Below are 14,195 nucleotides of genomic sequence, written 5' to 3'. Positions count from 1 at the left end.
TCAACGCACCTTCAGAGTTGCCAAGCCAATCAACACCAGCACCACGCTGATGATCCAGAACCGCACAATGACCCGAGGCTCGGGCCAGCCCTTCAATTCAAAGTGATGATGGATCGGCGCCATGCGGAAAATGCGTTTGCCGGTCATCTTGAAACTGGCGACCTGCAACATCACCGACACGGTTTCCATCACGAACACGCCACCCATGACCAGCAGCACGATTTCCTGGCGCACGATCACCGCAATGGCGGCGAGCGCAGCACCGATCGCCAGTGCGCCCACGTCACCCATGAAGACCTGCGCGGGATAGGTGTTGAACCACAAGAAACCCAGTCCCGCCCCGGACATGGCGCCGCAGAACACCGCCATCTCGCCTGCACCCGGAATCGCCGGAATACCGAGGTATTCGGAAAACACCTTGTTGCCGGCGAGGTACGCAAACACACCCAGCGCGCCTGACACCAACACAGTCGGCATGATTGCCAAGCCGTCCAGACCATCCGTGAGATTCACCGCATTGGAGAAACCCACGATCATGAAATACGTGAGCACGACGAAGAACACGCCCAGCGGAATCTCCACGTGCTTGAACAACGGCACGAACAGCGATGTCTCTGCCGGATTGGTGGCCGTGTGATACAGGAACCACGCGGCAGCCAGACCAAACACCGACTGCCAGAAATACTTCCAGCGCGAAGCCAACCCGCGACTGTCCTTCAGCACCAGCTTGCGATAGTCGTCGTAGAAGCCGATTGCGCCGAAGCAGACCATGACCGCCAGCACCAGCCACACGTAGCGGTTGTCCAAATCCGCCCATAGCAAGGTAGCAACGGCCACCGATAGCAAGATCATCACGCCACCCATCGTCGGCGTGCCCGCCTTGGAAAGATGGGTCTGCGGACCATCCTTGCGCACCACCTGGCCCGCCTTGAGCGCGGCGAGCTTACGGATCAGTGCGGGACCAAACAGCAACGACATCGCCATGGACGTCAGCGCCGCCATGATCGTGCGGAAGGTAATGTATTGAAAAAGATGCAAGGCGGTGAAATGCCGTGCCATCCAATCGGCCAGTTCAAGCAGCATTGGGCGCGCCCTCCTTCGGCTGTCTGAGCGCAGCCACGACGTGTTCCATACCCGCCGAATGCGAGCCCTTTACGAGGCAGGTGACGCCGGCATGCAATTGCGCCTGCAACGCCGCGATCAAACCCGCCTTGTCGGCGTAGTGCGTACCACCTGCTCCAAATGCTTCGACCGCAGCAGCACTCAAGGGACCTACCGCGAACAACTTCTGGACGCCGCGCTCACGCGCATGACGGCCAACGCCCGCATGCAGGGCGCGTGCATCGGCGCCCAGCTCCGCCATGTCACCGAGCACCAGCCAGCGCTCGCCTTCGGCTAGAGCGAGCGTGTCGACTGCGGCATGCATCGAGCTGGGGTTGGCGTTGTAGCTGTCATCGATCAGGGTCCAGCCGTTCGGCATGGCGATGCGCTTGAGCCGCCCTTCCACTGCGGAAGCTTGTTCCAACCCTTCGACGATGGTTTCAAGCGACACATCCAGCGCCAGCGCAATCGCGCTCGCTGCCAGCGCATTGGCAATGTTGTGGCGACCGGGCAAAGGCAATTGCACATCGGCATCACCTTTGGGTGTGCTCAGTACGAAATGCGAACCATCCACGCGCTGCTCAAGAATGTCCGCACCGATATCCGCCTTGTGATCCAGGCCGAAGCGCAACACCTTCCGCCCACCGGCAAGCCCCGCGAAGAAGCTCGCAAATGCGTCGTCGGCATTGATGATCGCCACACCATCGGCCGGTAGCGCGCGATAAAGCGCGCCTTTGGTCTCGGCCACCATTTCCACTGTACCCATCCGCTCAAGATGCGCGGGCGCTATGAGATTGACGAGGCCGATATCTGGCCTTGCAATGGCAGCAAGGTAGTCGATGTCGCCCGGCTTGCCGGCGCCCATCTCGAGCACGGCGTATTCGGTGTCTTCAGGCATCCACAGCAGGGTCAGCGGCAGGCCGATCTCGTTATTGAAGCTGCCGGTGCTGAAGTGGGTGCGGCCATGGCGCGACAAGATCGACGCGACGAGCGTCTTCACCGTGGTCTTGCCATTCGAACCGGTGATACCGATCACCCGCGCATTACGCTGCGCACGCACCGCGCTGGCCAGATCGCCCAACGCGAGTTCGGCGTTCTCCACCTGCACTTGCGGCAGATCGCTATCGACCTTGCGCTCAACCAAGGCCGCGGCGGCACCGCGAGCCTTTGCGTCTGCAAGGTAATCGTGACCATCCACGCGTTCGCCCTTGAAAGCGACGAACAAGTCGCCGGGCTTCACCTTGCGCGAATCGATCTGGACGCTGGCAATGCTGGCATCGTCGCCGAGCAGGCGTCCGTGCGTCCACATTGCGATGGCGCTGAGCTTCATCATGCGTGTCTCTCCAAAATGGCTCTTGCTACCGCCATATCGTCAAACGCACGCTTGCCGCTCGCGCCCTCCTGATAGGTTTCGTGGCCTTTGCCCGCGATCAATATGACGTCACCCGCACGCGCCATCTGCAACGCGACATGGATGGCCGCCTCGCGATCGCGCAGCACGGTCGCCGCCTGGGGTTGTTTCATGCCAGCGAGAATCTGCGACACGATCAGGTCGCCGTCCTCGCCACGCGGATTGTCATCGGTAACGATGGCGACATCGGCCAGACGTTCGGCGATGTCGCCCATCTGTGGACGCTTGCCCTGATCACGCTCACCGCCGCAGCCGAATACGCAGATCAACCGCGCCTCGCAATGCGCGCGCAAGGCGGTCAGTGCTTGTTCCAGTGCATCCGGCGTATGGGCATAGTCGACCACCACCAGCGGCAGGCCGCGTACGCCACCGAAGCGATTCATACGTCCATTGACTGGCTGCAGCGCTTCGATAGCGTCAGCAATGCGATCGAACGATTCACCCAGCGCACCGATACAACCCACCACAGTGAGCAGGTTTGCCACATTGAAGCGGCCTAGCAAACGGCTGCGGATCTGCCGGGCACCCCACGGCGTACGCAACTGGAATGCCACGCCCTCGGCCGAGGTGACGATATCGCTGGCAGCGATCTCGGCATGCGCATCGCCTGCGCTGCTAAGCGTCAGCTTGCGCACGCTCTGCGCGAGCTTGGCTGCCAGCTCGCGGCCGAATGCATCATCGGTATTGATCACCGCAGCGTCGAGCGTCGGCCAGGCAAAAAGCTTGGCCTTCGCTGCGCCATAAGCCTGCATGCTCCCGTGATAGTCGAGGTGGTCGCGCGTGAGATTGGTAAACGCGGCGACATCGAAATCCATGGCCGCAACGCGGCCCTGCTCAAGCGCATGCGAAGACACTTCCATCGCGACATGCGTAGCGCCGTCGCGGCGAAACTCCGACATGAGCCGCTGCACGGCAATTGCGTCCGGTGTGGTGCGCTCGCCTTCGCTCAGCTGGCCATGCAATCCGGCGCCGAGCGTGCCGATGGTGGCCGCGCGGTGACCGAGCGTTTCCAGTGCCTGTGCCAACAGCTGCACCGTAGAGGTTTTGCCGTTGGTACCGGTCACGCCGATCACGCGCATCGCTTCCGATGGACGGCCGAAAAAGCGCGAAGCAATTTCGCCGACAAAGGTATGCAGACTGTCGATCCACAACACCGGCACGCCAGGGTCATCCAGCACGCACGGCGGCGCTTCGGCCAGCACCACGCTGGCGCCACGCTGCACGGCACCGCCGACGAACTCGATGCCGTGCCCGCGCGTACCGCGCAAGGCAAAGAAGGCATCACCGTTGCGCACTTGCCGCGAATCGAGCGCCAGCCCGGATACGACAATCGGCCCGATGGCCGACGTCTCCGCAATGCCCTGCAAAAGATGATCAAGACGCTGGCTGCTCATGGGTCGACCCCCTCCGCAGCAGACGCATCATCTTTACTGCTTGGCACCGGCGCATTGCCGGCCAGACCGCCGCCCGATTGCATCGGGCCACCGACGTACCAGCGGCCGATGTTGTCCGGCGGCACATCGAGCAGGCGCAGCGCGCCATCCATCACGCGCTGGAATACCGGCGCGGAGACAGCGCCACCGAAGTAGCCGTTTTTCGGATTGTTGATCACCACCACCGCCACCAGACGCGGATCGGTGGCTGGCACGATGCCGGCGAACAGTGAGTTGTAGTTGTTCTTGGCGTAACCGCCGGCGGCTGCCAAATGCGCAGTACCGGTCTTGCCGGCCACACTGTAGTTGGCAATCTGCGCGCGCGTCGCGGTACCACCCGGCGCGGTGACGGTTTCCAACATGGTGACCAGCTCGCGCGCAATCTGCGACGAAACGATCTGCTTGCCCGGGTTATCACCGTCCTTGATGAAAGTGGGCGGATGCATCACGCCATCATTGGCGAGCGTGGCGTAGGCGTTCGCCAATTGCAGCGGCGTGACGTTCATGCCGTAGCCGAACGCCATCGTCGCTTTCTCCAGCGGGCGCCAAGTCTTGCCAACCTTGAGAAAACCGGACGATTCGCCCGGGAAACCGCTACCGGTGCTTTCACCGAAGCCAAACGCCTTGTAGGCGTCATAGACATACTGCGTGTCCAGCGATAGCGAAATCTTCGCTGCGCCAATGTTGGATGACTTGGTCAGCACACCGGTCGGCGTGAGCATCCCGTTGGGATCGTCGTCGCGGATATCGTGGCCGTAGAACATCCAGTGCCCATTACCGGTATCGACCATCGGCGACGTCGGTGTGTATTTACCGCTGGACAAGCCCGCTGCCAAAGTGAACGGCTTCATCGTCGAACCGGGCTCGACCACGTCGGTCACGGCGCGGTTGCGGCGCGCACCACCGTTTGAGCCGGTGACCGCATTCGGGTTGTACGTCGGCAAGCTGACCATCGCCAGGATTTCGCCGGTGCGCACGTCGAGAATGACCATCTCGCCCGAATCGGCATTGACGTCATCGAGCTGCTTCTTCAGTTCGCTATAGGCAAGGAACTGAATGCGGCGATCAATACTGAGTGTGAGATTCTGACCAGGCTGCGGCGCGCGCACCTGTTCCACGTCCTCCACGATGTGGCCCATGCGATCGCGGATCACACGCTTGGCGCCGGGCTTACCAGACAGCCAGCTGTCGAACGCAAGCTCCAAGCCTTCCTGGCCGTGATCGTCGATATTGGTAAAGCCAAGCACGTGCGCGGTGACTTCGCCGGATGGGTAATAACGCTTGAACTCGCGTTGGCCATTCACGCCTGGCACGTCCAGGTCCAAAACCGCCTGCGCCGCATCCGGGCTCATTTGCCGCCGCAGATAAGTGAACTCGCGATCGGCGCGCTGCTCGAGATACGACTTCAGGTCGTCCGGATTGGTGCCAAGCGCCTGTGCCAAGGCAGGAATGCGGTCCGCGTTATCGAGCACTTCTGATGGCACCGCCGTGATCGATACCATCGGCGTGGACACCGCCAACGGCTCACCATTGCGATCGAAGATCGTGCCGCGCGACACAGCAATAGGCACCACGCGCAGAAAGCGCGCATCGCCCTGGTCCTGATAGAACTGCTTGCGCACCACTTGCAGGTCGAACGCGCGCGCCACCAACCCAAGCGAAGCCAAGCCAAGTACGCCGAGCACCAGCACCATGCGCCGGCGCGTGCTGAGGCTCGCACCCTGACGACGCGTGGCAGACCTGGGAGCGGGGCGCGGAAGCCGATTCATGGCTGACGCACCAGTTGCACGTCCTGCGGACGTGGCGACAGCATGCCGAGCTTGGTGCGCGCTTCGCTATCGATGCGGCGCGGCTCGGCCCACGTAGCCTGCTCCAGTTCGAGCTGGCCGTATTCGATATTCAGCGCATCGCGCTGCGATTGCAGCTGGGTCAACTGCACAAACAACGCACGACTCTGATGCCGGGTCCATACCACGGCAATGGCACTTACCATTACAGCGCTCAACAGCAGCAGGAGGAAAAAGACGCCGATCATTCGCATCCGCGGCCTCCCTCCGGCAGCTTTTCCGCCACACGCAGCACGGCCGAACGAGCACGCGGATTGGCCACTTCCTCCGCCTCGGAAGGAAATTGCGCCTTGCCCACGGCAGCCAGACGCGCCGGCGCCGCTGCAACCGGCGGCCCACGGCGACTGCCTTGCACACGGCCAGAGTGATCACGGATGAACAATTTCACCGCGCGGTCTTCCAGCGAGTGAAAGCTGATCACCGACAGGCGGCCGCCGTCCTTGAGGCACGCCAGCGCAGCGTCGAGCCCGCGCTGCAAAGCGTCCAACTCGCCATTCACGCGAATGCGCAGCGCCTGAAAGCTGCGTGTGGCCGGATGCTTGCCCGGCTCACGACGGCCGACCACGCGCTCGATCAACGCGGCCAGCTCGCTGGTGCGAGTGATCGGCGATTCGCTGCGGTGCTCGACGATCGCACGTGCGATCTTGCGGCTGAAGCGCTCTTCGCCGAAGGTCCACAACACATCGGCAATTTCGCGATCTTCAGCACGGGCGAGGAAATCGGCAGCGCTTTCACCCTGGGTCGGATCCATGCGCATGTCCAGCGGCGCATCGGCCATGAAGCTGAAACCACGCGCTGCTTCATCCAACTGCGGCGAGGAAACACCCAGATCGAGCAGCACACCGTCGAGGCCTTCGGCGGTCTCTTCCCACTCGGCCAACGTCGAGAAATTGGCATGACGGATCGACACGCGTGGATCGCCTGCGAATTCCTTCTGCGCAGCGGCAATGGCTTGCGGATCGCGATCCATCAGCAACAGACGGCCGTCGGGACCCAGACGCGACAGCACGGCGCGGGCGTGACCGCCGCGTCCGAAGGTGCCATCGAGATAACGCCCGCCTTCCCGCACGGCGAGACCCTCCACCGCTTCATTCAGCATCACCGGGATGTGCCGCAACATTTGCTCGGCCATGCCGCACTCCCGCTCTTGTTCGTGTTCATCCCGCGCCATGACCGTCACCGGTCAGAGCCGCAGGTCCGTCATGTCGTCGCTGATCTCGTCTTCGCCGATGGTCTGGCGGATCTTGGCCAGATGGGCCTGTTCGCTCCAAAGCTCGAACTTGCTGCCCATGCCCAACAGAACCGCCTTTTTCTCGATGCCGGCCGCCGAGCGCTGGCTGGCTGGCAACAGGATGCGCCCCGCACTGTCCGGCTCGACCATCGCGGCCGCACCGACCAGTTTCATCTGCAAGGCACGATGCACGGCCTTCACGCTCGGCAACGCATTCACCTGGTCACGCACCCGCTCCCATTCGTTATGCGGGAACAGCCAGAGGCAGCCCGACTCGAACGGGTTGTAGGTGATCACCAGTCGATTGGCGCAGGCCTCCGTTACCAGCTCCCGATACGCAGTCGGGATAGCCAGTCGGCCCTTGTCATCAACGGTGATGGCGGTCTCGCCCTGAAACACGGCTCAATGAACCCCACGAAATCCCACGATTTCACACAGGGACCCACGATAGTCTCGCCCCCTGAGACTGTCAAGAATTTTTTGCTTGTGAATCAAGGAGAAAGGCAACAGTGTGGCCAAAATTCCAGCACTTTCGAGGAAGCTCGCAGAGGTGCTTGATCGCTGGGGATTTTTTGGTCAAAAAGCCCTTCTCAAGACAAGCCTGCACAAGCCGCCGGAACCGGTGCCGCATGAACAGACGTTCACACGGCACCAGCATCCGGCAGCAGCATCAATCCGACACGTGCAGTCGGCGATGCTTGCGCATGGAAGAGGCGGAGTCGGCCTGTAAGCCGGGTTCTGTACGCCTTGCGGCGCGACAGTCATTCCTCTCGGCCAGACGTCACCGTCTGGCTCCAGCAACCTACCCGGGAACAACGCGGGCCGCGTTAACGTTCCCCTATTTGGTCTTGCTCCGAGTGGGGTTTACCGTGCCACGCGACGTTGTCCCCGCGTGCGGTGCGCTCTTACCGCACCGTTTCACCCTTACCTGTGCCCTTGCGGGCCATCGGCGGTTTGCTTTCTGTTGCACTGGCCGTCAGCTCACGCTGCCCAGGCGTTACCTGGCACTCTGCCCTGTGGAGCCCGGACTTTCCTCGATGCGCTTGCGCGCGACGCGACTGTCCGGCCGACTCCGCCAGCCATTATAGCCAGCATCGCCAGATCAGGGCTCGAAATACCGTAAATCCGTCGCGAACGTTACGCGATGAAGCGCGATGCTCAACCTTCGCCCTTATCGCCATACAGCAGCTTGCGCGGTGCGCCGGTGATCGCTGCTGCCAGCTTTGCCGCTTTTGCCGGCGGCAATTCCTCACGCAGGATTGCAAATACACGCTGCCCTTCGGCCAACTTGGCGTCCACCTCTTCGCCGCGGCCCGCCACCAGGATTACGCATTCACCGCGCTGCTGATTCGGATCCGCCACCACGCGTGCCGCCAGTTGCGCCAGCGGCTCGCCAATGACCGTCTCGAACACTTTGGTCAATTCGCGCGCCAGCACCGCTTCACGGTCTGCACCGAAAACATCGCGCATGTCGGCCAGACTTTCCGCCACGCGATGCGAGGATTCGTAGAAGATCAATGTGCGCGGATCGCCCGCAAGTTCCTCGAGCCGGCTGCGCCGCGCCGCCGATTTCGGCGGCAAAAAGCCCTCGAAAACGAAGCGATCGCTGGGCTGGCCCGCGACGGAAAGCGCAGCAATCGCCGCACACGCACCCGGCACAGGGATGCAACGGATGCCTGCCTCGCGTGCCGCTCGCACCAGCCGGAAACCCGGATCACTGATCAGTGGCGTGCCCGCATCGGAAATCAGCGCCACCGACTCACCCTGTTGCAGCCGCCGCACGATCGCCGCCACCGTTTCGCGCTCGTTGTGTTCGTGCAACGCGATCAATGGCGTACCTATATTGTGTTGCAACAGCATGGGACGGCTATGCCGCGTATCCTCCGCCGCGATCACAGTGACGTTGCGCAAGGTTTCGATAGCGCGTGCGGAGATATCGTCCCGATGGCCTATCGGTGTCGCCACCACCCACAGGCAACCGGCTGGTTCAGAAGACATGGTCAAAATCCTTATCGCGGGGCGACGCAACGATACGATCGGCTATGATCGCCCAATTGCCCCCTGGTTCGCTAAGAATGAGGAAGTTCATGCGCCCAAGTCGTCTTGCCCTGTCAGGACTGCTGGTTTCCCTGGTGCTAAGTGCCTGCGTACCGTCGGTCGTACCACGCTCCCCCGCCGAAATCGCTGCCGCGCAAAGCGCCGCCGACCTGGCAAGGCAAGGCCAGTTCGACAGAGCCGCGCAAGCTTATCTGACACTCGCCGCGCAAACGCCAGACCGCGCCGATCATTACAACCTGCTCGCTGCCGAAGCCTATCGCCAGGAAAACGCGCTCGATCGCGCGGCGCCGCTGGTGGCTGGCATCCAGCGCAAGCAATTGACCGATGATGAGCCGGTGCGCCTCGACCTGCTGCGTGCAGAGATCGCATTGCGGCAGCGCGATCCAGCCACGGCGTTGCAGCTGACCACGCAATCGGACACGAATGTTCCTGCCAACCTGCAGCCGCGCCTGCTCAATTTGCGTGCTGAAGCCGAAGCCGATACGGGCGACCTGTGGGGCGCCGCACGCACCCGCGTGAACATGGATGATCTGCTGCAAGGCGCGGACCGCTCACAGAATCGCGATGAAGCGGTATCGCTGCTGGCCAGGCTGGGGGTTGCTCCGCTCAAGCAACGCGCTTCAGCGATGCAGCCTGATGACCACATGCTGCCCTGGGTCAATGAAGCGCTCAGCCGACTTGGCGTGACCGTGGCGCAGGCGCAACCGAACCTTACGCAACCGGTCGGCACGCTCGTACCCGGCAGCAACGCCAGTGTGCGCGAAGGCTACAAGATGCCGGCACAAGTCGCCCTGCTGCTGCCCGATAGCGACGGCCTGGTCGCTGCAAGTTCTGCCATCCGCGAAGGCTTTTTCGCTGCTTACTATCAGGATGCCGACACACATGCTCCGCGCGCCATCGTTCGCGTCTACGACAGCGGCGGCAATGCGGCAAGCGCGATCAAGGCTTATAACCAGGCTGTAAGCGACGGCGCGCAGATAGTGGTAGGCCCGCTGGCACGCGCGGAAGTCATTGGCGTGCTCTCACAATCCACGCTGCCGGTTCCCGTACTCGCACTCAATCATTCGGACAGCAAGAGCTTGCCTGCCGGCAACGCTACCGAATTCGCGCTGATGCCAGAAAATGAAGGCGCGCAAGCCGCTGATCACATGACCGATAGCGGCATCCATAGCGCCTATGTGGTGATCTCCGGAGACGATTTCGCCAAGCGCGCTGCAGCAGCGTTCAAAGCCGAATTCGCGGCCAAGGGCGGACAGATCGCCGGCACCGCACAAATTGCTTCCGGCAGCGTCAACTACGGTGATGCCATCAATGAATTGAATGCAGGCAGCGCAGGCACCGATGCTGGCATCTTCATCAGCATGCGCACAGAACAGGCTCGCCTGTTGTTGCCGCAGTTGCGCGTAGCACGCATCAACCTGCCCGTCTTCGCCACTTCGCATATCTATGGCGGCAGCGACAATCCGTCTGCTGATCGTGACTTGGAAGGCGTGGAGTTCTGCGATGCGCCGTGGCTGTTCGACGCGCAAACCGGGCTACCCAGCTATCAGGATGTCGCTTCGCAATTGCCGACTGCACGTGGCGCAACGGCACAGTTGTTTGCCTTCGGCATGGACGCGTGGAACTTGGTGCCTTACCTCGACTGGCTGCGCAACCATCCAGGCAGCTACCTGCCCGGCGCCAGCGGCCAGCTGACCACCGATACCTTCGGACATGTCAATCGCGTCCTGACCTGGATGAAGTTCCAGGACGGCGTTGCCCGTCCGATGAACGGCAGTCTGCAAAATGGCAGCCTGCAGATGGACAACGCACCGGCAGGTCCGGCGCCAGCCAGCAGCGCGCCCACTCCGGCATCAGCGCCGGCAGGCGGCTGATGCGGGCGGCAGGTGCCGCGTTCGAACAACGAGCCTGCAAAGAACTCGAACGCGCCGGATTGAAACTGCTCGACCGCAACTACACCACCCGTTACGGCGAGCTCGACTTGGTCATGCGCGACGGCGAAACGGTGGTGTTCGTGGAAGTGCGCCATCGGCTGCACGCCAGCCACGGCGACGCCGCTGCATCGGTCACTGCGTCCAAGCAGACACGACTTATAAACACCGCGCAGTTGTGGTTGGCTGCCCACCGGCAACATGCACAGCGTGCGTGCCGCTTCGACGTTGTCAGTTACGACGGCCCTGTCGACAGCGCGCGCATGACCTGGCTGAAAGGCGCCTTCGAAGCTGCCTGACGCACCAGGCACCGAGGTGGGATACTGCGCCCATGAAGCTTCCCGTCGCCCTGCTCGAAACACTGCACACCACGTTCGGCCCCAACGCGTGCTCAACCGCGGACGCCGAACGACTCGCCTACGCCTACGACAACTCGCGCCGTAACGCGCTGCCGGATGCCGTGGTATTTGCGCGGACGCACGAGCAAATCGAAAAGTTGATGCAGGCCTGCCGTGAACATCACGTGCCAGTGATCGCCCGAGGTCGCGGCACCAATACCACCGGCGCCACGGTACCCGTCGACGGTGGCGTCGTGGTCAGTTTCGAGCGCATGAACCGCATCCTGCGCATCGATCCGGACAACCGCTTCGCTATAGTCGAACCGGGTGTATTGAATGGCGATCTGCAACGTGCACTGGCACCGCATGGTTTCTTCTGGCCACCTGATCCGACCTCGTCGCCTTGGTGCAGCATCGGCGGCAACCTGGCCTGCAATTCGGCCGGACCGCGCACGGTGAAGTACGGCAGTCCTCGCGAAAACACACTGGGTTTTCGTGCAGTCGCCGGCACCGGCGAGGGTTTTCGTTGCGGCACCTACACGAGTAAAGGTGCGACGGGCTACGACTTCACTCGCTTATTGATCGGCTCCGAAGGCACACTCGCGCTGATCACCGAAGCCACCTTGAAGCTCACGCCGAAACCATCCGGACTGCGCACGCTGCGTGCCATGTACCGCGATGTCAGCAGTGCAGCACATGCCGTGGCTCGCATCATGGCGCAGCCTGTCACACCATGCGCACTGGAATTCATTGACGATGTCGCACTGAAGCTCGCTCGTGATCACGGCGGCGATAGCGTACCGCTGGGTGGCGCGATGTTGATGATCGAAGTCGACGGCGAACCGGAAACGCTGCCTTCCGCTGTTGAAGCTGTGTCTCGCGCAGCACGCGGCGATGGACTGGAAGCATTGCACGTCGCACAAACAGCCGAGGAAACCCAGGCACTGTGGTCAGCGCGCAAAGCACTTTCGCCCGCACAACGCACCATATCGCCCAACAAGATCAACGAAGACGTGGTCGTACCTGTCAGTCATCTGCCGGAACTGGTCAATGGCATCCGCCAGCTGTCACAAAAACATGATGTATTGATCGTCACCTTCGGCCACGCCGGCAACGGCAACCTGCACGTGAATCTGCTTCCACGCGATGACGCCGAACGCGAGCGCGCACACGCGTGTCTCACCGAGGTGTTCGCGCTGGTGATTTCGCTGCAAGGCACGCTATCGGGCGAGCACGGCATTGGACTGGTGAAACGCGAGTTCATGCCATTGGCCTTGCCACCGAGCACACTTGGGCTGATGCGCAGCGTGAAGGCAGCTTTCGATCCGGATGGCATTCTGAATCCCGGCAAGCTATTGCCGTGACACGAACCGAATCATTTCCCGCGCTGCTCGCCGAGATACGCGCATGCCGCTTATGCGCCGCGCATCTGAAGGATGGTCCGCGCCCCGTCGTTCAAGCCAGCCTATCGTCGCGCTTGTTGATCGTCGGTCAGGCGCCGGGACGCAAGGTTCATAGCACCGGTATCCCTTTCAACGATGCCAGCGGCGATCGCCTGCGGGCATGGCTCGGGATGGATCGTGAAACGTTTTACGACGCGCAGCGCATCGCGATCGTGCCCATGGGTTTCTGCTTTCCGGGCAGTGGTCGCCAGGGCGACCTGCCGCCACGCCCCGAATGTGCACCCACTTGGCATCCACGCCTATTGCCGCGCTTGAAACATGTACAGCTGACGCTGGCGATCGGGCAATACGCGCAAGCTGGCATCCTGGGTGAGCGGCGCGGCACATCGCTTACCGAAACGATGCATCACTGGCGCGAATACTTGGCTGATGGAATTCTGCCGCTGCCGCATCCCAGCCCGCGCAATCAGGCGTGGCTGAAACGTAATCCGTGGTTTGAGGCGGAGCTGCTTCCTGTCGTGCGCAGAGAAGTCGCGCAGACGCTGAGCACCGTTTGAGATAAATCCTTTTTAGTACGTGAAGCTTCATTTTCCACGGCGTCATTCCGGCGAAGGCCGGTATCCATGCTTCGTATTTGCCATAGATTCCGGCCTTCGCCGGAATGACGTCGCGGGCGAAATGAAGTTGCGCCGACTGAGTTAGCAAGGCGCACCCAAAATCTATACGCCTATCCTAACGATACTTAGGCCGCCCGCCGCGAGAAGATCAGGTGCAAACCAAACAGCATGAACACTGCACCGGCACAGCCATCGATCCAACGGCTGATACGCAGATAGCCGCGACGCATCACCGGCAGGGCAAAGCAACCGGCCACGAACGAAAACCACAGAAAGGTCTCCGCCACCACCAACGCCCACAAGCCCCAACGCGTGCCCGAACTCACGCCCGTCCCGACGAAGGCTGAAAAGATGCTGCCGAAATAAATCACCACCTTCGGATTGGCGAGGTTGGTGAACAAGCCATTGCGCATGGAGCGCCAGGCACCGACGAACACTTGCACGGGTTCGGGCACCTGGGTCTGCGAAGGCTTGGCCAACGCGCCACGCAGCATCTTCACCCCCATCCAGCACAGATAGAGGCCACCGGCAATCGCGATCATGTGTTCCAGCCAAATCACTTTATGCAGCAACAACTGCAAGCCGAGCAGCGCCAGCGCCGACCAGACCGCTACGCCAAGGGTGATTCCGGCCACGCCAGCCATCGCTTCGTGCCGCGAGCGGCTGACCGCGGTCTGCGATACGAAAAAGAAATCCGGGCCAGGAGTCATCAGGGCGATGATCTGGACGATCGCGATGGTGATGAACAGGCTCATGGTCGGGCTCCGGACAGACAGGCGTGCAGTGTAGCCGCGCCAGCGCTTTGGGAGCATCTTACGACGCACT

At 61.9% G+C, this 14,195-nt stretch carries 13 protein-coding genes and 1 other RNA gene; 4 read left to right on the top strand and 10 right to left on the bottom strand.

Annotated elements, in window-relative coordinates; all coding sequences use genetic code 11:
* From mraY to rsmI, 9 genes are all read right to left on the bottom strand, one after another.
* On the bottom strand, nucleotides 1-1,083 hold the full coding sequence (gene mraY / locus ISN74_RS02390) for a phospho-N-acetylmuramoyl-pentapeptide-transferase (RefSeq protein ID WP_188797018.1): 1,083 nt from the start codon (nucleotides 1,081-1,083) through the stop codon (nucleotides 1-3).
* Nucleotides 1,073-2,434: a UDP-N-acetylmuramoyl-tripeptide--D-alanyl-D-alanine ligase gene (locus ISN74_RS02385; RefSeq protein WP_188797015.1), complete on the bottom strand. Its 1,362-nt coding sequence runs from the start codon at nucleotides 2,432-2,434 to the stop codon at nucleotides 1,073-1,075. The genes mraY and ISN74_RS02385 overlap by 11 nt, the downstream gene beginning before the upstream one ends.
* Nucleotides 2,431-3,906: a UDP-N-acetylmuramoyl-L-alanyl-D-glutamate--2,6-diaminopimelate ligase gene (locus ISN74_RS02380; RefSeq protein ID WP_188797013.1), complete on the bottom strand. Its 1,476-nt coding sequence runs from the start codon at nucleotides 3,904-3,906 to the stop codon at nucleotides 2,431-2,433. The genes ISN74_RS02385 and ISN74_RS02380 overlap by 4 nt, the downstream gene beginning before the upstream one ends.
* A complete protein-coding gene (locus ISN74_RS02375) occupies nucleotides 3,903-5,714 on the bottom strand; it encodes a peptidoglycan D,D-transpeptidase FtsI family protein (RefSeq protein WP_188797012.1) in 1,812 nt (603 codons plus the stop codon). The genes ISN74_RS02380 and ISN74_RS02375 overlap by 4 nt, the downstream gene beginning before the upstream one ends.
* Nucleotides 5,711-5,986, bottom strand: a complete 276-nt coding sequence (ftsL, locus tag ISN74_RS02370) for a cell division protein FtsL (protein WP_188797010.1) — start codon at nucleotides 5,984-5,986, stop codon at nucleotides 5,711-5,713. The genes ISN74_RS02375 and ftsL overlap by 4 nt, the downstream gene beginning before the upstream one ends.
* Complete coding sequence (gene rsmH, locus ISN74_RS02365; protein ID WP_188797008.1) at nucleotides 5,977-6,924, bottom strand: 16S rRNA (cytosine(1402)-N(4))-methyltransferase RsmH; 948 nt, start codon at nucleotides 6,922-6,924, stop codon at nucleotides 5,977-5,979. Before rsmH ends, ftsL begins: the two co-directional genes overlap by 10 nt.
* A 51-nt stretch (nucleotides 6,925-6,975) precedes the next feature.
* Nucleotides 6,976-7,422, bottom strand: coding sequence for a division/cell wall cluster transcriptional repressor MraZ (gene mraZ, locus ISN74_RS02360; RefSeq protein WP_188797006.1), 447 nt, complete (start codon nucleotides 7,420-7,422; stop codon nucleotides 6,976-6,978).
* Nucleotides 7,423-7,734: 312 nt separating this feature from the next.
* An RNA gene (rnpB, locus tag ISN74_RS02355) (RNase P RNA component class A) lies at nucleotides 7,735-8,097 on the bottom strand.
* 84 nt (nucleotides 8,098-8,181) lie between these two features.
* Nucleotides 8,182-9,021 (bottom strand): 16S rRNA (cytidine(1402)-2'-O)-methyltransferase, encoded by an 840-nt coding sequence (rsmI, locus tag ISN74_RS02350; protein WP_188797004.1) that lies wholly within the window; start codon nucleotides 9,019-9,021, stop codon nucleotides 8,182-8,184.
* A gap of 89 nt (nucleotides 9,022-9,110) precedes the next feature.
* On the opposite strand from rsmI, the gene ISN74_RS02345 reads away from it, so the two are divergent.
* Genes ISN74_RS02345 through ISN74_RS02330 form a run of 4 tightly spaced genes read left to right on the top strand, consistent with a single transcriptional unit; the run spans nucleotide 9,111 to nucleotide 13,310 of the window.
* Nucleotides 9,111-10,955 (top strand): penicillin-binding protein activator, encoded by a 1,845-nt coding sequence (locus tag ISN74_RS02345; protein ID WP_188797002.1) that lies wholly within the window; start codon nucleotides 9,111-9,113, stop codon nucleotides 10,953-10,955.
* Nucleotides 10,955-11,311, top strand: coding sequence for a YraN family protein (locus tag ISN74_RS02340; RefSeq protein ID WP_188797000.1), 357 nt, complete (start codon nucleotides 10,955-10,957; stop codon nucleotides 11,309-11,311). Before ISN74_RS02345 ends, ISN74_RS02340 begins: the two co-directional genes overlap by 1 nt.
* A gap of 32 nt (nucleotides 11,312-11,343) precedes the next feature.
* Nucleotides 11,344-12,714: an FAD-binding oxidoreductase gene (locus tag ISN74_RS02335; RefSeq protein WP_188796997.1), complete on the top strand. Its 1,371-nt coding sequence runs from the start codon at nucleotides 11,344-11,346 to the stop codon at nucleotides 12,712-12,714.
* A complete protein-coding gene (locus ISN74_RS02330) occupies nucleotides 12,711-13,310 on the top strand; it encodes a uracil-DNA glycosylase family protein (protein ID WP_188796995.1) in 600 nt (199 codons plus the stop codon). The genes ISN74_RS02335 and ISN74_RS02330 overlap by 4 nt, the downstream gene beginning before the upstream one ends.
* Before the next feature lie 185 nt (nucleotides 13,311-13,495).
* Here the strand turns inward: ISN74_RS02330 and rhtC are convergent, their stop codons facing one another.
* Nucleotides 13,496-14,125 (bottom strand): threonine export protein RhtC, encoded by a 630-nt coding sequence (rhtC, locus tag ISN74_RS02325; RefSeq protein WP_188796993.1) that lies wholly within the window; start codon nucleotides 14,123-14,125, stop codon nucleotides 13,496-13,498.
* Between the last annotated feature and the right edge of the window lie 70 nt (nucleotides 14,126-14,195).

It is taken from the genome of Dyella caseinilytica, assembly GCF_016865235.1.
In the GTDB taxonomy this organism is placed as follows: domain Bacteria; phylum Pseudomonadota; class Gammaproteobacteria; order Xanthomonadales; family Rhodanobacteraceae; genus Dyella_B; species Dyella_B caseinilytica.
This window is presented reverse-complemented; position numbering and strand designations above follow the sequence as displayed.

What these genes read in the sequence shown, in the direction of transcription:
- ISN74_RS02340 (WP_188797000.1), top strand. Translation starts at nt 10,955, where the DNA reads ATGCGGGCGGCAGGTGCCGCGTTCGAACAACGAGCCTGCAAAGAACTC.
- ftsL (WP_188797010.1), bottom strand. Translation starts at nt 5,986, where the DNA reads ATGCGAATGATCGGCGTCTTTTTCCTCCTGCTGCTGTTGAGCGCTGTA.
- rhtC (WP_188796993.1), bottom strand. Translation starts at nt 14,125, where the DNA reads ATGAGCCTGTTCATCACCATCGCGATCGTCCAGATCATCGCCCTGATG.
- rsmI (WP_188797004.1), bottom strand. Translation starts at nt 9,021, where the DNA reads ATGTCTTCTGAACCAGCCGGTTGCCTGTGGGTGGTGGCGACACCGATA.
- rsmH (WP_188797008.1), bottom strand. Translation starts at nt 6,924, where the DNA reads ATGGCCGAGCAAATGTTGCGGCACATCCCGGTGATGCTGAATGAAGCG.
- mraY (WP_188797018.1), bottom strand. Translation starts at nt 1,083, where the DNA reads ATGCTGCTTGAACTGGCCGATTGGATGGCACGGCATTTCACCGCCTTG.
- ISN74_RS02345 (WP_188797002.1), top strand. Translation starts at nt 9,111, where the DNA reads ATGCGCCCAAGTCGTCTTGCCCTGTCAGGACTGCTGGTTTCCCTGGTG.
- ISN74_RS02335 (WP_188796997.1), top strand. Translation starts at nt 11,344, where the DNA reads ATGAAGCTTCCCGTCGCCCTGCTCGAAACACTGCACACCACGTTCGGC.
- ISN74_RS02375 (WP_188797012.1), bottom strand. Translation starts at nt 5,714, where the DNA reads ATGAATCGGCTTCCGCGCCCCGCTCCCAGGTCTGCCACGCGTCGTCAG.
- ISN74_RS02385 (WP_188797015.1), bottom strand. Translation starts at nt 2,434, where the DNA reads ATGATGAAGCTCAGCGCCATCGCAATGTGGACGCACGGACGCCTGCTC.
- ISN74_RS02380 (WP_188797013.1), bottom strand. Translation starts at nt 3,906, where the DNA reads ATGAGCAGCCAGCGTCTTGATCATCTTTTGCAGGGCATTGCGGAGACG.